Below are 20968 nucleotides of genomic sequence, written 5' to 3' on the forward strand. Positions count from 1 at the left end.
GTACTTTTATATTACCTGTGGAAATAATACCGGCACGAACAATGTCAGACGAGCATACTCCACGTTTCGCCACCCGGAGCCTGCATGCAGGCCAGGAACCGGACCCGGCGACCGGCGCACGCGCACCACCGATTCACCAGACGACCTCATACGTGTTCGACGACGCAGACCACGCCGCCCGCCTCTTCGCCTTAGAAGAGGAGGGCAACATCTACTCGCGGCTGATGAACCCGACCGTTTCGATGCTCCAAGAGCGCCTCGCCTCGCTCGAAGGCGGCGTCGGCGCGCTCGCCACGTCCTCGGGGATGGCCGCGTTCGACCTCGCGAACTTCGTCCTCGCAGAACAGGGCAAAAACGTCGTCTCGTCGTCGGCCATCTACGGCGGCACGCACACGTATCTCAGCCACTCAGCACCGCGACGAGGCGTCAACACGACGTTCGTCGACCCGCTCGACTACGAGGGCTACGCAGAGGCCATCGACGAGGACACCGCCTACGTCCACGTCGAGACGATTGGCAATCCCGCGCTCGTGACGCCTGACTTCGAGCGGCTTGCCGATATCGCGCACGACAACGACGTACCCCTGCTCGTGGACAACACGTTTGCCACGCCGTATCTGTGCAACCCGTTCGAACACGGCGCAGACCTCATCTGGCACTCGACCACGAAGTGGATTACCGGCGCGGGCACGACGATTGGCGGCGCGCTCATCGACTCCGGAACCTTCCCGTGGGAAGACGGCGACTACCCCGAAATCACCGAGGACAACCCGGCGTATCACGGCGTGAACTTCCGCGAGCGATTCGGCGAGGCCGCGTTCACCGTCACCGCGCTCGCCCGCGGGCTTCGTGACCTCGGCAACCCACAGTCGCCGTTTGACGCGTGGAACGTCCTCCAGAAGCTGGAGACCTTACCGCTGCGCATGGAGCGCCACTGCGAGAACGCGCTCATCGTCGCCGAGTTCCTTGAGGACCACCCCGACGTGTCGTGGGTCACCTACCCCGGCTTAGAAAGCCACGAAACCCACGACAACGCCACGAAGTACCTGAACGGTGGCTACGGCGGCATGCTCACCTTCGGCATAGACGGTGGCTACGACACGGCCAAGAAGATGACCGAATCGACGCAACTCGCAAGCCTGCTCGCAAACGTGGGCGACGCGAAGACGCTCATCATCCACCCGGCGAGTACGACGCACCAACAGCTCACCGAAGAAGAGAAAGAATCGAGCGGCGTCCGCCCCGACCTCGTCCGCCTCTCGGTCGGGCTTGAAGACCCAGCCGACATTCTCGCGGACTTAGACCAGGCAATCGAAGCGGCCTCGAACTAGAGGACGCCGTCTTCTGCGAGCACTTTTTGCAGGCGGTCCATCCGCGCGACGACGATTTGACAGTGCGGACGAACGGCTGGTTTCGGCAGGTAGCCAATCGACAGCCCGGCGACTTTGAGCATCGGAAGGTCGTTCGCGCCGTCACCAACGGCCACCGTGTCCCGGAGGTCGATGCCGAGGTCTGAGGTTAGCGTTTCGAGCGCCGTGTCTTTCGTGCCCTCGATGAGCGGCCCCTCCACCTCGCCGGTGAGCACGCCGTCTGCGACGAGCAGCCGGTTTGCGATGATGGTATCGACCGAGACGCCTTCGCGGGCGAGTGCCGCTTCGACGCCGCGCTCGAAACCACCAGTCAAGATTGCGACGTGGACGCCCGCTTCGCGCAGGTCGCGGATGAGGTCTGCCGCACCGGGTCGCAGGCGCACCTTGTCGAACGCTTTCTGCGCTTCTTCGTCCGCGAGTCCGGAGAGCAGGTCTGCCCGCGAGCGCAGACTCTCTGCGTAGCTGAGTTCGTTGTTCATCGCCCGTTCGGTGATGTCCGCCATCTCCGCTGCGACGCCACAGCGCTCACCGAGCAGGACGGTCATCTCCGAATCCGAAAGCGTGCCGTCGAAGTCGAACGCGACAAGTTCCATACGAAATCGCCCGGGTGACGAGACTTGAGCATTGTGTCTTCGGCAGACATCGCCCATCGCCGAAGTCGTGTGCTACCGCGGCGAGAACGCGGCATTTTCCGCGAATGAAGAAAGCGTTAACCTTCGCGCCCTGTTCTCCCGACACATGAACGTACTCGTCACGGATCCTATCGCTGAGGCCGGGCTTCAGCAACTCCGTGAAGCGGGCCACGAAGTAGAGACGGCGTACGACGTCGAGGGCGATGCACTCCTCGATGCGGTCGCCGATATTCACGCGCTTATCGTCCGGTCTGGAACCGAGGTTTCCGCCGACGTGTTCGAAGCCGCAGACAACCTCATCATCGTTGGTCGCGCCGGGATTGGCGTCGACAACATCGACATCGACGCCGCCACCGACCACGGCGTCATCGTCGCAAACGCGCCGGAGGGCAACGTCCGCGCCGCCGCAGAGCACACCGTCGCCATGGCGTTCGCCGCCGCCCGCAACATCCCCCAAGCCCACATCCGTCTGAAGGCAGGCGAGTGGGCCAAAGGCGACTACCTCGGCACCGAAGTCAACGGCAAGACGCTCGGCATCCTCGGCCTCGGGCGCGTCGGCCAAGAGGTCGCAAAGCGTCTCGGCTCACTCGGCATGGACCTCGTCGCCTACGACCCGTACATCTCAGAAGAGCGCGCCGCCCAGATTGGCGCGGAGCTCGTGGAGTTAGACGACTGTCTCTCGCAGGCTGATTTCCTCACCATCCACACGCCGCTCACGCCCGAGACGGCGAACCTGATTGGCGAAGAAGAACTCGCCCAACTCGAAGGTGGCTACGTCGTCAACTGCGCCCGCGGGGGCATCGTGGACGAAGCCGCGCTTGCCGCCGCCTGCGAAGACGGCGTCCTCAAGGGCGCGGCCATCGACGTGTTCGCAGACGAGCCAATCTCGCCGGACAACCCGCTGCTCTCGGTCGATAGCGTCGTCGTCACGCCCCACCTCGGCGCGAGCACGGAAGCCGCCCAAGAGAGCGTCTCGACCAGCATCGCAGACCAGATTATCGCCGCCTTCGCAGAGGAGCCGGTCATGAACGCGCTCAACGCGCCGTCGATGGACGCGAGCGCCTTCCCACGGGTCAAGCCGTACATCGAACTCGCAGATACCGCGGGCAAGGTCGCCGCCCAACTCTACGGTGACCGCATCGGCAAGGTCGAAATCACCTACGCGGGCGACATCGCCGCAGAAGACATCGACCTCGTCACCGCGAGCGCCCTCAAGGGCGTGTTCGAGCCGCTCGAATGGCAGGTCAACGCCGTCAACGCCCCGCGCATCGCAGAGGAGCGCGGCATCGACGTGGTCGAATCGAAGTCCCACCAGTCAGAGGACTTCCAGAGTCTCATCACCGTCACCGTCGGGAACACGGAAGGCGACGAACTCAGCGTCTCCGGCACGCTGTTCGCGGGCAACGACCCGCGCATTGTCCGCATCGACGGCTACCGCGTGGACGCCATCCCACACGGCCAGATGCTCGTCGCGCGCAACTACGACGCACCCGGCGTTATCGGGTTTATCGGGACGGTGCTCGGCAACGCCGAAATCAACATCGCGGGGATGTTCAACGCCCGCGAAACTATCGGCGGGGAAGCACTCTCGGTGTACAATCTGGACGACGAACTCACGCCAGAGGACAAGGCAACCATCGAGAACGACGAGCGCATCATCGAGATTCGCACGATTACGCTCGACGACTAAGCAAAAGACGCAGACGCTGTTTTGTCCACCCCGCCGGGAGTCTGGGGCGGTGCGGTGTTATCGGGTCAGGAACGACTGAACGCGGTCTTTCGCGCTCTGGCCTGTTCGGTGGGAGTCCGAGTTCTTGTTTTCTGGGTGCCTCGTGCGTGTTTCGAGAATCTGTTCGTACTGGTCTACGATTGCCTCGGTGCGCTGTTCTGCGGCCTTGAGTTCTGCTTCGAGGCTTGCGATATGACCTTTGAGCGCCGCAATTCTCGTCTGATACAGTGCGCGTTGGTTGGAAGAGAGGTCGCCATCCACCCCACGCGGATTGTCGAGCCGACTTCGTTGGGACATGAGTCAGGGAATTTAGAGTATGACACACACCCACATGAATGTCAGTCAGACGAGTGTGAGACGAGAGGCACACGTCCGTCTCACATCGTCGCGCAGTCGCTCGGTTTAGCCCTGCAGGTGGTCGAGAACGCCTTCGGTCGTGCCGGGGACGGGTTCGGGGTCGCGGCCCGCCGCTGCGGCGGCATCGGGGTCTTTGAGTAGGTGACCCGTCGTGAGACAGACTACGCGCTCGTCTGCGGACACGACGCCCTGTGCGCGGAGTTTGCGCAGGCCCGCAACCGATGCCGCGCTCGCAGGTTCGACACCCACGCCTTCTTCGGCGAGCGACCGCTGGGCGTCGGTGATCTCCTCGTCGGAGACGGCGATGGCCGTCCCGCCCGTCGCGCGAATGCCCGGCAGGGCTTTCGGCGCGTTCACGGGGTTGCCGATGCGGATGGCCGTCGCCTTCGTCTCGACTTCATCCCAGCGCGTGACTTCGTCCGCGCCGTTCTCGATGGCTTCGACCATCGGTGCGGCGCCTTCTGCCTGCACACCAGTTAATTTCGGCACCTCGTCTTCGGCCAACTCGCCGGATGCGACGAGTTCGCGGAACGCCTTGTAGAGCGCTGCGGTGTTCCCGGCGTTGCCGACGGGGAGGACGATGCGGTCGGGGAACGCGCCGGTTTCGTCGCGCACCGATTCGAGGATTTCTAAGCCAATCGTCTTCTGGCCTTCGAGGCGGAACGGATTCAGCGAGTTGAGCAGGTACGCCTCCCCGCGGTCTGCGAGGTCGGAGACGATATCGAGGCAGGTGTCGAAATTCCCGTCGACTTCGAGGATGCGCGCACCGTGGAGGCTGGCTTGGGCGACCTTTCCGGCGGCGACTTTGCCTGCCGGAAGCAAGACGAGCGTTTCGAGGCCCGACCGGGTGCCGTAGGCGGCGAGTGCGGCGGAGGTGTTTCCGGTGCTCGCACACGCGAGGCGGTCTACGCCGAGGACGCGGGCGACCTGCACGCCAACGGTCATGCCGCGGTCTTTGAAACTCCCTGTTGGGTTCATACCTTCGTGTTTGACGCGGAGGTACTCGACGCCAACCTCGTCCTCGATTTCGGGGACCGGGTACAGTGGCGTGTTGCCCTCTTGCAGGGTGACGCCCATCTCGACGGGCATGGTCTCCCGGTAGCGCCAGACGCCGCTCCCCGAGAAGTCGTCGAAGGTGGGATAGGAGTCGTAGCGCGCTTCGAGCAGGCCGTCGCACTTGGGACAGGTGTAGAGGATGTCGTCGAACGGTGCGAGGGCTTCGCCACACTCGATACACGCGAGCCAAACGCCGTCGTCGGCTACATCGGGAACCTCGGAGTCCGGTTCCAACTGGAGATTCGTCATTGTCCGCGCCAAAGCGCTGGGCGTGCAAAAAGGAGGCGATTAGTGTAAGATTCGGGCAGTCGTTCTCGAATGAAAATTGTTAATTCACAGACACCATTTGGTTCTCATATGAGCTCTCCACTCGAAAATCCGGCTCTCCGGTACGGTATTGGTCTCAGCAGCGCGGTGGCAATCGCACTTGTCGCGTTCTTGTTTCTCCACGGAACGGTTCAGTTGGTCGCGTACGGAATGGCGGTTCTCGAAGCCGTCGCAGTCCCGCAGTTCCTGAAGCTGAGCGCAACCCAGTGACTGTTAGACGTGCCGTCTACGCCTGTGTTTCCTCACCGAACTCGTCAATACGGTTGTGGACGTAGGCGGCCCACTCATCGAGAGTCTTGTGCATGAGTTCGCGGGCTTCGGGCAGGTCGGTTGCGGTGTACTGATAGACGTGGCCGCCGCCATCGAGCAGGCGGCGTTCGCGCATTGCAAGGCCTTTGTCGAGCAGCGTGGCGAGCGAGCGGTTCACGTTGCTCCGGTCGCGCTCCATTTTGTCTGCGAGTTCGGCGACGGTGCTGCCGGGGTTTTCCAGCAATATGAGATATGTGCGACTCTCGTGGGTCTGGATGCCGAATACGCACGTCATCACGCCCTCGAAGCCCGGCTCACCGCCGACCATCAAATCACGAAACCGTTGGGGGTCTGGTTCGGCCGATACCATGGCTGGGATATGTCTGGGTCGTGAATAAATCCCGGCGTTACCGGCACCTCACTGCGATTCTGACGCGTCGCTGGTGTAGCCGTGTTTTAGAATGCAGGTTCGCATCTCGGCTTCGGTCGTGTGTTTGTGCAGGCGCGTCGGCGTGTCGCAGTAGAAGATGTTGCCGTCGTACCGGAGGGTGATTTGCTTCGGCGTGCCGAACAGCGAGGTTTTCACCACGACGCGCTGGCCGTCGCGGATTGCCGCGAGAATCTCGTCTGCGGTCAGTTCGCCTGCATCGACGACGAGGGGTGACGCCATTGGCAGAAAAGACGCGACCGGGTCATATCAGTCACTCGGCGTCCGCGAGGAACGTGAGCAGTGCCTTCTGGGCGTGCATCCGGTTTTCGGCCTGCTGCCAGACAATCGACCGGTCGGATTCGATTACCGCGTCGGTAATCTCCTCGCCCCGGTGGGCAGGGAGACAGTGCATGATGAGCGTGTCGTCGTCGAGGAACGTCTCGTTGAGCTGGAAGCCGTCGAACGCTTCGAGCTTCATCGCGCGCTGGTCCTCTTGGCCCATGCTCACCCAGACGTCGGTGTACACCACGTCCGCACCCGCGACGGCGTCGTCGGGGTCGTTTGTGGTTTCGGGGGCCTGTCCGAGGCCCGCTGCGGTGCCAATCACCGCTTCGGCTATCTCGTAGCCCTCGGGGGTGGCAACGGTCACGTCAAGGCCAACCATCGCCGCGCCCAAAACAAAGGACTGGGCGACGTTGTTGCCGTCACCGACCCACGCGACGGAGACATCTTCGAAGCCGTCGAAGCGCTCTTTGATGGTGAGCAAATCCGCGAGCGTCTGGCACGGGTGGGCGTCGTCGGTGAGACCGTTTACGACCGGCACGTCTGCGTACTCGGCCAGTTCCACGAGGTCTGCATGCTCGAATACACGCGCCATGAGGAAATCGACGTAGCGCGACACCGCCCGCGAGGTGTCTTTGAGCGGTTCGCCGCGGCTCAACTGGATGTCCTCGGGGCCGAGGAAGATGGCGTGGCCGCCAAGTTGGGTCATGCCCGTCTCGAAGGAGATACGGGTTCGCGTACTCGGTTTTTCGAACAGCATCCCGAGCGTTTGGTTCTCCAGATGCTCGTGGGCTTCTCCGGCTTCGACGGCGGCTTTCAGGTCAGCCGCGGTGTCGAGGACGGTGTCCAGTTCGGCAGTCGAAAGGTCGTCGATATCGAGGAAGTGACGGGTCATGATTTGAGTTTTTTACAGACAGCTTCGAGCACCGACACCGCGCGGTCGTATTCGGCGAGCGGCAGGTGTTCGTTCGGTGCGTGGTCTAAGTCCGAGTTGCCGGGGCCGTAGGTCACCATCGGGCAGTCCCACTCCCCGGCGAAGATGTTCATGTCGCTCGTGCCGGTTTTCCGGAGCAAGCGTGGCTGTCCACCTTCGGCGCGAATCGCCACACGAAAGGCACGGGCGACCTCGGTGCGCGGACTCATCATCACGGGCGGGATGTGGCGACGCCACGTTATCGTGCCCGTGTGCAGGTGAGTTTCCGCAATCTCACGGATGTCGTCTGCGGTGAGACTCGGCGGGATGCGAAATTGGATGGTCGCGGTGGCTTCGACGGCGAGGCCGTCTTCGGACGTGCCGCCGTGGAAGTCGGTCGGCTTCGCCGTCACCTGCTCGAAGACGGGCGTGTCGTCGGGTACTGAAAACTCCTCTGCGACGGCGCTCCACCACGCGATGGCGTCCTGCAGCGCGTTGTTCTCCGGCCGCGAGGTGTGCCCGGACTCGCTCGTGGCGATGTACGTCCCGGGTAGGAAGCCCCGATAGCCGAGCGTGATGCCGTTCCAGCCGCTCGGCTCGCCGTTGATGACGGCATCGGGGACCGTTTCGCGCGTTTCGACGAGGTGGCGTGCGCCGAGGGAATCGGTCTCCTCGCGCACCACGCCGACGAAGCTCACGCCGGTCGAGACGGCCGCGGCGGCCATCGACGCGAGCGGCCCTGTCGCGTCCACGCTCCCCCGGCCCCAGAGCGCGTCGCCCGAGCCGTCTTCGGCGGGGGCGATTTCGACGGGAATCTCGCCGGGGACGGTGTCGATGTGCGAGGTGAGCAGCACGCTGTCGTCTGCGGGTGCGCGGACGTTGCCAACCTCGTCTATCCACACCTCGCGGTCGTGTTCTTCGAAGTAGGCAGCGAGGCGCTCTGCGGCGGCGGCTTCGTCGCCGCTCACCGAGGGAATCGAAACGAGATCTGAAAGGATGGTTTGCGCGTCGGTCATTGCAGTATCTCTGCGAGGGCGTCTACGACCGTGTCGGCGTGTTCCTCCTCAATGATGAGCGGCGGGAGGAACCGCACGACAGTCCGCCCTGCGGGGAGGGCGAGAATCTGGTGGTCAAGCGCGAGGTCGCGGAGCATGCGGTTCGCGCCGCGTTTGACCTCGACACCAATCATCAGGCCTTCGCCGCGGATGTCGCGGACGGTGTCGCCGACCTTTTTCTCTAACTCGCTCGTGAGGTACTCGCCCATCTCGGCTGCGTGGGCGGGAATCTCCTCGTCTACGAGCGTCGAGAGCGTGGCGTTGGCCGCCGCGCAGATGACCGGGCCGCCGCTGAACGTCGAACCGTGTGGCCCGGCGTCTGCGGCAATCCAGTCTGCGACGAGCGTCGCGCCGACCGGGAGGCCGTTTGCGAGGCCCTTCGCGCTCGTGAGGATGTCGGGGGTAACGCCTGACTGCTCGCACGCCCAGAGGGTGCCCGTCCGGCCGAGGCCGGTCTGAATCTCGTCGAAGACGAGCGCCGCACCCGTCTCGTCGGTGAAATCACGGGCCGCCTGCAGGTAGCCCTCGGGGGCGGGATTGATGCCGCCTTCGCCCTGAATCGGTTCGAGGAAGACGGCCGCCGTGTCGTCGTCCACGGCTTCGTCCAGTGCGTCTTCGTCGCCGTAGGGGACGAACTCCACGTCGTCTACGAGTGGCTCGAAGGGAGCTTTGTACTTCTTCTTCCACGTCGCAGACAACGCGCCTGCGGTGCGGCCGTGGAACCCGCGGGTGGCCGCGATGATTTTCGTGTTGTCGGTCGCACTCCGGGCGAACTTGATGGCCGCCTCGTTGGCTTCCGTGCCCGAGTTGCAGAGCCAGACGTTCGAAATGTCGCCCGGCGCGAGGTCAGCGAGCCGCTCGTACAGCTCGTCGCGGGCGGAAACGGGGTACGACGCCTGCACGTATGTCAGCGTCTCGGCTTGGTGCTGGACGGCTTCCGTGACCGTCGGGTGGCAGTGGCCGAGTGGCGTGCAGGCGTAGCTTGCGCCAAAGTCGAGGTAGTCAGTGCCGCCGTCGTCGGTGACGGTGACGCCGCTGCCTGAGTCGATACGAATCGGTTTTTCTGAAAAGACAAAGCCGCTCATGACTGGAGTGCGCCGGGGGTGATGTGGGTACCGCCGCCGTTTACGGCCGCGGTGAGTGGTGCCTCTGCGTTCGCGTCTGCGACGACGACTTCGCTCGCGCCGCCTTCGAGTGCCTCAGTCGCGGCCATGACCTTCTTCGTCATGAACCCCTCTGCGGCGTCTTCGATGACGGCGAACTCTTCGGGCGTCGTCGCCTGCGAGATGAGTGTTGATGCGTCGTCCGGGTCTTCGAGGATGCCCGGCACGTCTGTGAGGACGACGAGCGTCGCGCCGAGTGCGCCCGCAATCGCCGCGGCCGCCCGGTCTGCATCCGCGTTGACGGGAACCCCGTCATCCGCGAGCATCGGAACCGTCGCAACGGGCGTGTAGCCTGCTGCGAGCAGGGTTTCGAGCAGGTCCGCGTTGACCGCGGTAATCTTCCCGGAGTGGTCGCCGCGACGAATCTTCTTCTTGCCGTCTTCTACGACGCGCACGGCCGACTTCCGAGGTCCAGTGAGGAGTTTCCCATCGACGCCGGAGAGGCCGACCGCGTTGACGCCCTCGTTCTGTAAGAGCGTCGTGAGGTCGGTGTTCAGCAGACCGGGCATGACCATCTTGAACACCTCGATGGTGGTTTCGTCGGTAAACCGCCCGACGACGCCGCCGGGGGTTTCGACGTACTCGGGTTCCTCACCAAGGCGCTCTAAGGTGTCATCGACGGCGGTCGAGCCGCCGTGGACGACGACGACCTGTTCGCCTTGGGAGACGAGGTCCGCAATATCCGCGACTGCGCCCTCGGGGTTGACCGCGCGAGCGCCGCCGATTTTGACAACGGTGACCATCTACGGTGCCCCCACGGGGTGCAGGCCGAGGAAGTCGAGGCCCGCAGTTTCCTCTAAGCCAAGGGCGATGTTGGCCGCGTGAATCGCCTGTCCGGCGGAGCCTTTCATCATGTTGTCGATGGCCGAAAACACGACGAGGCGCTTGTTGCGTGGGTCGAGTTCGAAGCCGACTTCCGCGAAGTTCGTTCCGGCCACGGCTTTGGGTTCGGGGTAACGATAGACGCCACCGCCGCCAGCGGCCATCCGGACGAACGGTTCGTCCTCGTAGCTTCCCCGGTAGGCCTTCCAGAGGTCGCCCTTCGTGACGCGCTCGTTCGGGAAGACGTGGCAGGTAGCCGATGCGCCGCGAATCATGTCCACGGCGTGGACGGTAAACGAAACGCGAAGGCCGAGTTCCTGTTCGATTTCCGCCTCGTGGCGGTGGGTAATAGGCGCGTACGGGCGGACGATGCCCGAGCGCTCTGCGTGCGAGGAGGCTTTCCCACCGCTCGCACCGCCCTCTGAGGAGCCGACTTTCACGTCAACGACGACCTGTTCGTCGCCGCCGAGGATGCCCGCTTCGAACAACGGGTAGAGGCCCATAATCGTCGCCGTGGCGTTACAGCCACCCGCGGCGATGAGGTCCGCGCCGGGGAGGTCCTCACGGTGGAGTTCGGGCAGTGCGTACACCGATTTTTCCAGCAGCTCGGGGCGCTCGTGGCCGTCGTACCACTGGTCGTACTGGTCTGTGGTCTCGAGGCGGAAATCCGCGCTCAGGTCAACGACCGTGTCCGCGGCCTCTTGGAAGCCGTCGATGTGCTGCATCGAGACGCCGTGGGGTGTCGCGGCGAACAGGATATCAACGCTTTCGAGGTCGTCAGGTGCAGAAAACCGGAGGTCAGTGCCCCGAAGGTTCGGGTGGACAGACCCAACGGACTTGTTCGCGTATTGGCGGCTCGTTGCCTGGGCCACCTCAAAATCGGGGTGGCCGGTCAGCAGGCGAAGGAGTTCGCCGCCGGTAAAGCCGGAGCCGCCGACGACGGCGGCTGAGAGTTGCTCGCTCATCAGGCAGGAACCTCGACCTTGACCTTGGATTCGAGCCAGTCGACGACCTTTGCGGGCACGTCCACGTCAGTCGCGTCGGTGAGCGCCTTGAACTCGACGGTGTGGTTGACCTCGTGGACCGTATATCCGTCTCCGGTCTCCATGAGGTCGATTCCCAACAAACCGCCGCCGACGGCGTCACTCGCCTTCTTGACGAGTTCGAGTGCCTCGTCGTCGAGTTCGAACGCTTCGGTTGTCGCACCCTTCGCGGCGTTGGTCAGCCAGTGGTCGGAGCTGCGAACCATCGCGGCGACGGGTTCGCCGTCGGTTGCGAGCACGCGGATGTCGCGGCCGGGCTTGTCCACGAACTCCTGGATGTAGAACACCTTGTGCTCGTAGTGGCCAAGCGTTGCCTTGTGTTCTAAGATGGCTTCGGCTGCGTCACGCGAGTCGAGTTTGGCCATCAGGCGGCCCCACGACCCGACGACGGGTTTGAGGACGCAGGGATAGCCGAACTTCTCGATGGACTCCATCGCGCTCTCTTTGGTGAACGCTACGTCCGTTTTGGGCGTTGGGACGCCTGCCTGTGCGAGCGCGAGGCTGTTTTTCGCTTTGTCGGCGCACACCTCGGCGGTCTCCGGGCTGTTGATGACCGGGATGCCGTAGGCGGCGACGTACTGGGTTGCGTACTTGCTCCGGCTCGTGGCGAGACAGCGGTCTAAGACGATATCGATGTCGTCGAAGATTTCAGGTGGTTCGGTCAGGCCGAACTGCACCTTGCGGACGTCGATTTTCGTGACCTCGTGGCCGCGCTCGCGGAGTTCTGCGAGCAGGAGTTTCTCGTCTTTGCGGATGCGCGAGTAGAGGATGCCAACGTTCATGCGAGCCACCTCGTCGTGGTGTGGGCGTTCGTGACTTGCAATTTACTCCCCCCAGTCCTCTTCCAGCTCAGGGGCCTTCTCGAGGACCGGCGGGTTGACGTCCACTACTTCGAGTTCAGCGCCACAGGTTGTGCAATCTACGATTTCGCCAATTTCTAAGTCGTCGTGAAGCGCCACATCGGCTCCACATTCGACACATTCTGCCATGGTGATTGCTCCTCCGACACGCACCCCTATAAACCCATCGAACTTGTCAGACTAAAACAATAAACAGACTACCGTCTAACCGCACCGAGATGGCAATTTTCGCGCGTTCTGAATTCGCATTATCAAATTCCAGATGTATTATTCGTCCCTCGAAGGGACGGCGGTCGTTCACACATACTGATTCACCTCGTCGTGGAGTTCGGCGCGGGTCGTCGTGAGGTCGTCACGGTGGAACGCCACGCACTCCTGGTCTGCTTCGCGTGCCTCGGTCGCCGCCGCGAGATGGGCCGCCACCGCCTCAGCGGCGGGGCCACCCTGTGAGTCGCGGCTCTCGACGCTCTGGGCGGGGTCAAGCGCCGCCTCGACGGCCTCCTGTGAGACGTACTCAGAAAGGGGCCCACCGAGTAGCTCCTCTGCGGCCGCCGCAATCGTCTCGTAGTCCTGACCTTCCGCTGCCGCCGTCGCCACGACTTCGTGGGCCGTGCGGAACGGAATCCCGGACATCGCAAGCAGGTCTGCGACGCCGGTCGCCGTCGAAAAGCCAGCCCCCGCCTCCGTGGCGAGGGTGTCCTCCTGCCAATCGGCCGTCGCCACCGCGCCCGCCGCGACGGTCGTCGCTTCGGTCACGGCATCTGCGGCCGCCCACGCGTGGGGTGTCGCGTTCTGTAAGTCGCGGTTGTACGCGCGGGGCAGCCCCTTCAGCGTCGTGAGCAGGCCGTTCAGGCCCGCGCTTGCGTTGCCCGCCGTCGAGCGCACGAGTTCGAGCGTGTCGGGGTTCTTCTTCTGGGGCATAATCGAGGAGGTCGATGAGTAGTCATCGGACAGCTCGACGTAGCCCTTGTTCGCGAACACGATGATGTCTTCAGCGAGGCCAGACAGCGTCGTCGCGAGCGTTGCGAGCGCGCTCACGCCTTCTACGAGGAAGTCGCGCGCCGAACTCGCGTCCATCGAGTTTTCGAGGACGCCGTCGAAGCCGAGCAACTCGGCCGTGCGCTCGCGGTCGATGTCGAACGGCGTGCCCGCGAAGGCCGCCCCGCCGAGGGGCGACTGGTTCACGCGGGCGTAGGCGTCCATGAGACGCGCCGTATCCCGCGAAAGCGCCTGCTCGTAGCTGAGCAGGTAGTGGCCAACCGTCGTCGGTTGGGCGGGCTGGAGGTGGGTGAAACCGGGCATCAGCGTGTCTGCGTGTTCTGCTGCCACCTCACAGAGCACCTCGCGCAGCGCGAGGGTCTCCTCTGCGGCGTCGAGGAGGTCCTCGCGGAAGCGGTGGCGGATGCACGCCGCGACCTCGTCGTTGCGGCTGCGGGCGGTGTGCATCTTCCCACCGACGGGGCCAATCTGGCCGATGACCGCCGTCTCGATGGCGGCGTGGATGTCCTCGCCGTCGGGGAGCGCCGAAAAGCCCTCCACCTCGACGACGTTGAGCGCTTGGAGAATCTGGCCCGCCTCGTCCTCGCTGATGATGCCCTGCTCTGCGAGCATCAGGACGTGGGCGCGGTCTACCTCTAAGTCCGCGGTGAAAATCCGAGTGTCCGCATCCATCGAGGAGAGGAATCCGCGGGCGGGGCCGCCGCTAAAGCGTTCCCGGCGAACCACGTCGCCATCTGCGGATTCCTCTCCCATTTCACTGGTCCTCGCCGCCGTCTGCCATCGGCGTTGGCGCTTCCTGTTTTGCGCCTTTGAGAATCGAGTTCGCAAGGCGCGACTGGAAGCCGTGGTACTTCGCCACGCCGGTCGCGTCTGCCTGCGTGATGCCGTCGACCGTCTCTGTGTTGAACGAGGCGGCCGATTCTGAGTACACCGCGAAATCGCTCTCGCGGGCGACGACGCGGGCCTGTCCGCCCTGGAACTTCACGGTGACCGTACCCGTGACGCGCTCTTGGGTCGTGTTGATGAACCCTTCGAGCGCCGTGACGAGCGGGGCGTTGATGAGGCCCTCGTAGGCTTTTTCAGCCCACTGGTTGTCGATTTGCGTCTTGAACGAGCGCTCCTCTTTGGTGAGGACGAGCTGTTCTAAGCCCTCGTGGGCGTTCAGGAGCACCGTCGCGGCGGGGTGCTCGTAGTTCTCGCGCACTTTGAGCCCGAGCATGCGGTCTTCCATCAGGTCGGTGCGGCCAATGCCGTATTTGCCTGCGAACTCGTTCAGGTACTCAATGAGCGACACAGCGTCCAGCTGCTCGCCGTCTACGGCGACCGGGTAGCCGTTCTCGAACGTAATCTCGACGAGTTCGGTCTCGCCGGTCGGGGCCGTCGTCCACTCGTAGATGTCTTCTGACGGGATGAACGAGGGGTCTTCTAAGTCGTCGCCTTCGACCGAGCGACTCCAGAGGTTCGTGTCGATACTCCACGCGCCCTCGTTGCCGCTCTCTACGGGGAGGTTCTTCTCTGCTGCGTACTCGATTTCCCACTCGCGGGTGAGGCCGAGTTCGCGCACGGGAGCGATGACTTCTAAGTCAGATTCGCGCCAGACGGCCTCGAAGCGCAGTTGGTCGTTGCCCTTGCCCGTACAGCCGTGGGCGATGCCGGTACAGCCGACCTCTTTTGCCTTTTCGAGGATCGCTTCGGCGATGATTGGGCGGGCGAGTGCGGTGCCAAGTGGGTAGCCTTGGTAGTCTGCGTTCGCTTTGACGGCGTCGAGACAGAGGTTTGCGAACTCGGCTTTGGCGTCGATGACGTAGTGTTCTAAGTCAAGCGCGTCTGCGGTCTCTTCTGCTTCGTCGAACTCGGCTTCCGGTTGGCCAACGTCGACGGTGATGCCGACGACTTCGTCGTAGCCGTATTCTTCTTTGAGCAGTGGGACGCAAACGGTCGTGTCGAGCCCGCCGGAGAAGGCGAGGGCGATTTTTGTGGATTCTGTGGTCATTGGGTGTGTGCTGTGGGATGGGTTGTCGGATGTGACACTCAGAACACGTAGTTGTACGTTCTGAGGAAGTGAGGCGAACCGGACGTTGAAGAATTGGTATTAAGGGCCTAGAGGCCCGGTCGCGGTCGCACGCTGACGATAACGGACGCCGTGCTCACCGAGAGGGGCGAGCCAACGACGGCAGTCCGTGACATGTGTTGAAATCATGAGAGAGAGAAGTACAAAAGTGTTGCGCATTTTCGGGCGGAAATCGCCTGCTGTGCGTGAGAATGTGTACCTCAGACGAGCGTCTTCGGGCGCGTCGAGAGGTAGTCAAACACCGCGCCGAGGGTGAAGCCGTAGGCGAAGTGGGCCAACAGCGTCACGACGAGGTAGAGGGCGAGCGCGAGTCCGCCCAAGCCCGGATAGAACGCGGGCGCAAAGCCCGTCCACAGCACGAAGCCAAAGGAGACGCCCTTTATCGCGTACTTCTCACCCGGGAGGTACGCTCCGAGCGAGGCGAGCAACAGCGGCCAGATTATCATGCCGCCAAGCAGGAAGATGGCGTAGCCAACCGCCGTGGGGTTCGCCGGATAGAGCGCATCGAGGCCGAGCAACGTCGCAAACGAAGCGAACTCGCTCACGTCGAAGACGTTCAGCGACGCGCCAACGAGCAGTCCAATCGTCATCGCCGCCGTGCCGACCAGCCCGCCTACCGCGCCGACGAACCCGTCGGTGATGACGCCGGTCAAATGGTCAAAATCCGGGTCTGCCACGTCGTCTGACATCTCCGCTAAATATTGCGCATCATTTTCGGCCATGTCATTAGTTACCATTACTACCGGCAAAAACGTTCCCTCTCTTGCTGCCACGTAGACAGTTTTTATTTCTTATGTATTTGGCCGGATAGGGTGTGTTTTGTGGGCATTAATCGGTCTGAAATCCGTGAATTCCCGAAATCACTAAATGTGTGAATATACATATAATAATAGATTGTGATAATGATTTGGGTACCACTTGTCACGAGTATCTTCCTCGCGTCTGGGCTTGGGGGACTCATTCCGGGGGGGACGCGCGCGAACGTGTTCGAACGAATTTTCGTGGTTTTCCTCATCCTCGGCACGCTCGTCGGGGTTGTCGTTATCACCTACATGTTGTACAACGCGTACAAGTACCGCGACCAGCCGAGTCGCGCGAAATCGGATGCGAAAGACCGCCCACGCCTCGGTGAACTCCCGACCGGTGGTGGCGGCGGGCGGAAACTGTTCGTTTCGTTTTTCCTGAGTTCGATTATCGTGCTCTCACTTATCACCTGGACCTACGGAACGCTGCTGTTCGTCGAAGCCGGGGACGTCCCTCAAGAAGACGAACTGGAAATCAAGGTCACCGGCTTCCAGTTTGGCTGGAAGTTCGAGTACCCAAACGGGCACACGACGTCGGGTGAGCTGCGGATTCCAGAGGACCAGCGCATCCGCCTCGTCGCCACCTCAGAAGACGTGTTCCACTCCTTTGGCGTCCCGGGGTTGCGGGTGAAAATGGACGCCATCCCCGGCCAGGAGACGACTCAGTGGGTTATCGGCGACGAACCGGGGTCGTATCAAGCGCTGTGTTACGAACTCTGCGGGGTGGGGCACTCCTACATGGCGGCTGATATTATCGTCATGGAGCGGGATGCGTTCGACGACTGGTACGAGAACACGACGGCGAACGAAACGGCGAATCAAACGGTGACAGCATGACAACAGACGACCGACAGCCAGCGGACGGGGAGCAGGAAATCGACCGGAGCGAAGGCACGCTGCCGACACCCGGCGCGGAAGACGGACTCGTCCCGACAGAAGGTGGGCTGCCACCGACTGCCTCGGTCAAACGTTGGCTCGTCACGACGAACCACAAGGACATCGGCATCCTCTACACCGTGACGGCGCTGTTCTTCCTCATCTTCGGCGGCGTCCTCGCCTTGCTCATCCGCGCCCAGCTCTGGACGCCCGGCCCGAGCATTCTCTCTGCGACGGCCTACAACCAGACCGTCTCGCTGCACGGGCTCATCATGGTGTTCTGGTTCCTCTCGCCGCTCGCCTTTGGCTTCGCCAACTACGTCGTCCCGCTCCAGCTCGGCGCGAAAGACCTCGCGTTCCCGCGGCTCAACTCGCTTTCCTACTGGCTCTATCTGGCTTCTGGGCTCCTCCTTGGCGTCTCCTTCTTCCAAGAAGGGACGTTTTCGGGCGGTTGGACGATGTACGCGCCGCTCAACGTCCCCGTGTTCACCCCCGAAGTGGGCGCGAGTACGGCGATTCTCGCGCTCATGTTGTTCGTCGCTTCGGTCACCGTCTCGTCGGTGAACTTCCTCACGACGATGCACCGCATGCGCGCGAAAGGCCTCACCCTCCGGCGGATGCCGCTGTTCTCGTGGACCATTCTCCTCACCGTCTGGATGATGCTGTTCGCGTTCGCTGCGCTGCTCGCCGCGCTGTTGATTCTCCTCTCAGACCGTCTGCTCGGCACGACGTACTTCATGCCGGACAACCCCGGCGGCTCCATCCTCTGGGCGCACCTGTTCTGGTTCTTTGGCCACCCTGAGGTGTACATCGTCTTCTTCCCCGCCCTTGGCGTGATGGCGGAGACGTTCCAGACGTTCACCGGCCGCCGCCTCGTCGGCCGACGCTGGTTCATCGCCTCGATGGTGCTCGTGGCGATTCAGAGCTTCATGGTGTGGATGCACCACATGTTCCTCACCTCGATTAACCTCAACATCAAGACGCTGTTCATGGCGACCACCATCGGTATCTCACTGCCCTTTGACCTGATGGTGTTCGCGCTCATCTACACCATGATTAAGGGGAGAATACGCTTTACGACGCCCTTCCTGTTCTCGTTTGGGGCGCTCTTGCTGTTCATCATCGGTGGCATCACTGGGGTGTTCCTCGGCGCGGTCGTCCTCGACTACGAGTTCCGGGGCACCTACTGGGTCGTCGCCCACTTCCACTACGTGATGGTGGGCGGGGTCACCGCCTTGTTTGGCGGCCTCTACTACTGGTATCCGAAGATGAGTGGGCGGATGTACAACGAGTTCCTCGGGAAGGTGCACTTCGCGCTCTACTTCGTCGGATTCAACCTGCTCTACTTCCCGATGTTTATCGCGTGGGAAACGCCCCGCCGGGTGTTCGAGTACCACGTCGCGCTCATCACGTGGCACCAACTCGCCACCGTCGGCGGGTTCATCCTTGGCGCGTCGTTCCTCGTGATGTTCTACAACCTCACGGTGAGCCTCTGGGCGGGCGAAAAGGCCGACGACAACCCGTGGGTGTACGCCACGACCGCGGAGTGGGCCGTCTCCTCGCCACCGCCGCTCGACAACTTCCCCGGCACGCCGAGCTACGGCACGGGGATGCTCACGTTCTCTGAAAGCACGCCCGAAGCCACCGATGGCGGGGTCGCAGTCGAGAATCACGACCACCATCCAAGCCACGCGAGCATCTGGCCGCTCGTCGTCGGCGTCGCGGCCTTCTTCGCGTTCCTCGGGCTGTCGGGGTTCAGCCAAGGCGTCCTCGCACCCGATTTCGCAGGCGGTTTCTACGTCCTCTGCGCCGTCTTCGGCTTCGGCCTTGGCATGTATGCACTTGTCTCGATGGGGTTAGAGAAGTTCCACGGCCCGGCAGAACCCACCGGCGAACGCTGGCCATTTGCGGGCATCGAGAACATGAAACTCGGCGTCTGGATTTTCCTCGCCTCAGACGTGGTGCTCTTTGGCGCGTTCATCGGGTCGTACATGTTCATCCGCGTGGCGTCGGGCTGGATCGCGTGGGAGCCAGTCCCCCACGACCCTGTGCCGGGGCTGATAAACACCTACCTCCTGCTCACGAGCAGTTTCAGCATCGTGCTCGCGCTCGTCGCCGCCGAACGAAAGAACAAGCGCCTGCTCATGGTGACGCTCGCCGCGACGTTCCTGCTCGGCGTGGGTTTCCTCATCAATAAGGGGATCGAATGGTACGAACTGTTCCACGAAGGCCTCTGGCTGTCGACGAACATCCGCACCTCGACGTTCTTCCTCACGACGGGCTTGCACGCCGCCCACGTCATCGTTGGCCTCATCATCATCGTGTACCTGTTCGTCCGCGCCTCGCGGGGGGCGTACCTCGAAAACAACCGCTCGATCGAGTACTTCGGGCTGTACTGGCACTTTGTCGATATCGTCTGGCTGTTCCTGTTCCCGCTGTTCTACATCCTGTAGGTAACCATCATGACATCAACAAAACTCTACGCCGCAATCTACGTCGTCCTGTTCGTTCTGGCGACGGCACAGGTGTTAATCGAATTCGCGGGCCTCGCCTACTGGGTGGCCTTTGGCGTCATCATCGTCCTCTCGTTCGTGAAGGCGCTGTTCGTCGCGGGCTACTACCAGCACCTCGTCAGCGAACCGCGCTCTGTGAGTTTCGTCATGCTGATTGGCCTGCTCGCAGCGCTCGCGCTCACGCTTGCGGCGTCGTATTCGATCACATGACGCAGTTGGTTCGCTATCGTCAATCGCTCCCTGCGGAACTGCCGTTCTGGGCGGCGTTGGTGGCCGTCGAACTCCTCTCGATATTCGCCTATCTCGGTTTCACCAACACTACCGTGAGCAGTTATCGGTATCTCGTTTACCCATTTCTCTGGATTAACGTCGCCCTCTGGGCGGTGATTCACACCCGACCCACACAAGCCAGTCGGCGTCTCAAAGCGGTCGCGCTCGTGGCTTCACTCGCCTACCTGCTCGCCCTCTCGATGCTCTCCGGGCTGGTCGAACTCTCCTCGCTCCAGGCCGCCCACAGCCACCTTCCGAGCGGGCTGCAGGTCACGATGTCCGCCCCCGGCTGGGGGCCGCGCGTGTTCTACACCGGGGCGTTTGGCCATCTCTCGTTCATTCCCTACCGGGTGATTGGCTACCTCGCGCTCAGCTACCTGCTCTACGTCACCATCCTCGACGTGGCGGTCGCCGCGATTTCGGCGCTGTTCGGCGTCGTCTCGTGTATCGCCTGTAGCTTCCCGCTCGTCGCCACGCTTCTCGCGGGCGTGACCGGCGGCTCTACAGGACTGGTCACGAGCCTCTCTGCGTACTCACTCGATATCTCGACTGTGGCGTTCCTCCTTGCGGTCTGTCTGTTGTACTGGCGACCCGGTCGGTAGTCACCCGGCCATGATGAGTTTCACGACGACGGCACCGAGAAACAGCAGGCCAATGCCCCACCCGCCGATGGCGGTTGCCTGCGCGCTGGTCAGCCCGCGGGCGCGCGCGGAGCCGTATACGCCAGAAAAGAGGAAGCCAGCGAGCACGCCGAGCGCCACGACGACCAGCACGACGCCGACGGTCTGTTTGAGCACGGCCGGGACTTCCTCGCCGCTCACGGCAAGGATGATGCCGCCACCGAAGCCAAGCGAGAGCACGAGAAAGCCCGCCACCCAACTCGCCGGATGGTGGACGAGTCGGGTTACTGCGCCGACAACGTCTCGGTCGGGTTCGGTGAGCGTCCTGATCGGCCCAGTTCGGACGAGAACTATCGCCACAGCGACCAAGAACAGGCCCATCAACAAGGGAATCAGGAGGGTGTCTGCTTGAACCATGAGTGCAACCTTCCCTAGACATACGCCATTGTTCGTTATAATTGTATGTTGACCACTCGCTTCGAGTAGCAACGCTTCTGACATCTCAACGGTGAATACAATTCCACAGAC

At 62.7% G+C, this 20968-nt stretch carries 23 protein-coding genes; 7 read left to right on the top strand and 16 right to left on the bottom strand.

The features are described 5' to 3' along the window. The first annotated feature begins 41 nt into the window (after positions 1-41). The gene (locus tag V5N12_RS02390; RefSeq protein WP_332897558.1) at positions 42-1331 is read left to right on the top strand and encodes an O-acetylhomoserine aminocarboxypropyltransferase/cysteine synthase family protein; all 1290 of its coding nucleotides are present in this window, start codon (positions 42-44) and stop codon (positions 1329-1331) included. On the opposite strand, the gene serB is transcribed toward V5N12_RS02390, so the two are convergent. Continuing rightward, the gene (serB, locus tag V5N12_RS02395) at positions 1328-1963 is read right to left on the bottom strand and encodes a phosphoserine phosphatase SerB (protein ID WP_332897559.1); all 636 of its coding nucleotides are present in this window, start codon (positions 1961-1963) and stop codon (positions 1328-1330) included. The two genes, V5N12_RS02390 and serB, sit on opposite strands and share 4 nt — an antisense overlap. Before the next feature lie 145 nt (positions 1964-2108). On the opposite strand from serB, the gene serA reads away from it, so the two are divergent. Further along, positions 2109-3692 carry a phosphoglycerate dehydrogenase gene (gene serA / locus V5N12_RS02400; protein WP_332897560.1) on the top strand — a complete coding sequence of 528 codons (1584 nt, stop codon included), beginning with the start codon at positions 2109-2111 and terminating at the stop codon, positions 3690-3692. 57 nt (positions 3693-3749) lie between these two features. Here the strand turns inward: serA and V5N12_RS02405 are convergent, their stop codons facing one another. Both V5N12_RS02405 and thrC read right to left on the bottom strand, forming a co-directional pair. After that, a complete protein-coding gene (locus V5N12_RS02405) occupies positions 3750-4028 on the bottom strand; it encodes a hypothetical protein (protein ID WP_332897561.1) in 279 nt (92 codons plus the stop codon). A gap of 105 nt (positions 4029-4133) precedes the next feature. Next, positions 4134-5393 (bottom strand): threonine synthase, encoded by a 1260-nt coding sequence (thrC, locus tag V5N12_RS02410; RefSeq protein ID WP_332897562.1) that lies wholly within the window; start codon positions 5391-5393, stop codon positions 4134-4136. Between the two features lie 108 nt (positions 5394-5501). Between thrC and V5N12_RS02415 the strand changes: the two genes are divergently transcribed. Continuing rightward, positions 5502-5681 carry a hypothetical protein gene (locus V5N12_RS02415; RefSeq protein ID WP_332897563.1) on the top strand — a complete coding sequence of 60 codons (180 nt, stop codon included), beginning with the start codon at positions 5502-5504 and terminating at the stop codon, positions 5679-5681. A gap of 16 nt (positions 5682-5697) precedes the next feature. On the opposite strand, the gene V5N12_RS02420 is transcribed toward V5N12_RS02415, so the two are convergent. The 12 genes from V5N12_RS02420 to V5N12_RS02475 form a co-directional block, all read right to left on the bottom strand. Continuing rightward, positions 5698-6090, bottom strand: a complete 393-nt coding sequence (locus tag V5N12_RS02420) for a helix-turn-helix domain-containing protein (RefSeq protein ID WP_332897564.1) — start codon at positions 6088-6090, stop codon at positions 5698-5700. Positions 6091-6138: 48 nt separating this feature from the next. Continuing rightward, on the bottom strand, positions 6139-6390 hold the full coding sequence (locus tag V5N12_RS02425) for a hypothetical protein (protein ID WP_332897565.1): 252 nt from the start codon (positions 6388-6390) through the stop codon (positions 6139-6141). A gap of 31 nt (positions 6391-6421) precedes the next feature. After that, positions 6422-7327: an ornithine carbamoyltransferase gene (gene argF, locus V5N12_RS02430; RefSeq protein WP_332897566.1), complete on the bottom strand. Its 906-nt coding sequence runs from the start codon at positions 7325-7327 to the stop codon at positions 6422-6424. Then, positions 7324-8361 (bottom strand): [LysW]-lysine hydrolase, encoded by a 1038-nt coding sequence (locus V5N12_RS02435; RefSeq protein ID WP_332897567.1) that lies wholly within the window; start codon positions 8359-8361, stop codon positions 7324-7326. Before V5N12_RS02435 ends, argF begins: the two co-directional genes overlap by 4 nt. After that, complete coding sequence (locus V5N12_RS02440) at positions 8358-9485, bottom strand: aspartate aminotransferase family protein (RefSeq protein WP_332897568.1); 1128 nt, start codon at positions 9483-9485, stop codon at positions 8358-8360. The genes V5N12_RS02435 and V5N12_RS02440 overlap by 4 nt, the downstream gene beginning before the upstream one ends. Continuing rightward, the gene (locus V5N12_RS02445) at positions 9482-10306 is read right to left on the bottom strand and encodes an acetylglutamate/acetylaminoadipate kinase (protein WP_332897569.1); all 825 of its coding nucleotides are present in this window, start codon (positions 10304-10306) and stop codon (positions 9482-9484) included. Before V5N12_RS02445 ends, V5N12_RS02440 begins: the two co-directional genes overlap by 4 nt. Beyond that, positions 10307-11350 (bottom strand): N-acetyl-gamma-glutamyl-phosphate reductase, encoded by a 1044-nt coding sequence (gene argC / locus V5N12_RS02450; protein WP_332897570.1) that lies wholly within the window; start codon positions 11348-11350, stop codon positions 10307-10309. Then, entirely contained in the window at positions 11350-12210 is an 861-nt protein-coding gene (lysX, locus tag V5N12_RS02455; protein ID WP_332897571.1) for a lysine biosynthesis protein LysX, read from the bottom strand. Before lysX ends, argC begins: the two co-directional genes overlap by 1 nt. A 42-nt stretch (positions 12211-12252) precedes the next feature. Continuing rightward, a complete protein-coding gene (lysW, locus tag V5N12_RS02460) occupies positions 12253-12417 on the bottom strand; it encodes a lysine biosynthesis protein LysW (RefSeq protein WP_332897572.1) in 165 nt (54 codons plus the stop codon). Positions 12418-12585: 168 nt separating this feature from the next. Next, positions 12586-14040: an argininosuccinate lyase gene (gene argH, locus V5N12_RS02465; protein WP_332897573.1), complete on the bottom strand. Its 1455-nt coding sequence runs from the start codon at positions 14038-14040 to the stop codon at positions 12586-12588. Between the two features lies 1 nt (position 14041). Further along, complete coding sequence (locus V5N12_RS02470) at positions 14042-15280, bottom strand: argininosuccinate synthase (RefSeq protein ID WP_332897574.1); 1239 nt, start codon at positions 15278-15280, stop codon at positions 14042-14044. 278 nt (positions 15281-15558) lie between these two features. Beyond that, complete coding sequence (locus tag V5N12_RS02475; protein ID WP_332897575.1) at positions 15559-16080, bottom strand: DUF6789 family protein; 522 nt, start codon at positions 16078-16080, stop codon at positions 15559-15561. A 180-nt stretch (positions 16081-16260) separates the two neighbouring features. Between V5N12_RS02475 and coxB the strand changes: the two genes are divergently transcribed. From coxB to V5N12_RS02495, 4 genes are read left to right on the top strand one after another with little or no spacing between them, the layout of a single operon-like run. After that, positions 16261-16998: a cytochrome c oxidase subunit II gene (gene coxB, locus V5N12_RS02480; protein ID WP_332897576.1), complete on the top strand. Its 738-nt coding sequence runs from the start codon at positions 16261-16263 to the stop codon at positions 16996-16998. Then, a complete protein-coding gene (locus V5N12_RS02485) occupies positions 16995-19490 on the top strand; it encodes a cbb3-type cytochrome c oxidase subunit I (protein WP_332897577.1) in 2496 nt (831 codons plus the stop codon). The genes coxB and V5N12_RS02485 overlap by 4 nt, the downstream gene beginning before the upstream one ends. Before the next feature lie 9 nt (positions 19491-19499). Beyond that, positions 19500-19760: a cytochrome C oxidase subunit IV family protein gene (locus V5N12_RS02490; RefSeq protein ID WP_332897578.1), complete on the top strand. Its 261-nt coding sequence runs from the start codon at positions 19500-19502 to the stop codon at positions 19758-19760. Then, complete coding sequence (locus V5N12_RS02495; RefSeq protein ID WP_332897579.1) at positions 19757-20422, top strand: DUF7546 family protein; 666 nt, start codon at positions 19757-19759, stop codon at positions 20420-20422. The genes V5N12_RS02490 and V5N12_RS02495 overlap by 4 nt, the downstream gene beginning before the upstream one ends. On the opposite strand, the gene V5N12_RS02500 is transcribed toward V5N12_RS02495, so the two are convergent. Continuing rightward, entirely contained in the window at positions 20423-20857 is a 435-nt protein-coding gene (locus V5N12_RS02500; RefSeq protein WP_332897580.1) for a hypothetical protein, read from the bottom strand. It abuts the gene before it with no gap. Positions 20858-20968: the final 111 nt, after the last annotated feature.

Source organism: Haladaptatus sp. CMSO5 (assembly GCF_036689885.1).
GTDB lineage: Archaea > Halobacteriota > Halobacteria > Halobacteriales > Halococcaceae > QDMS2.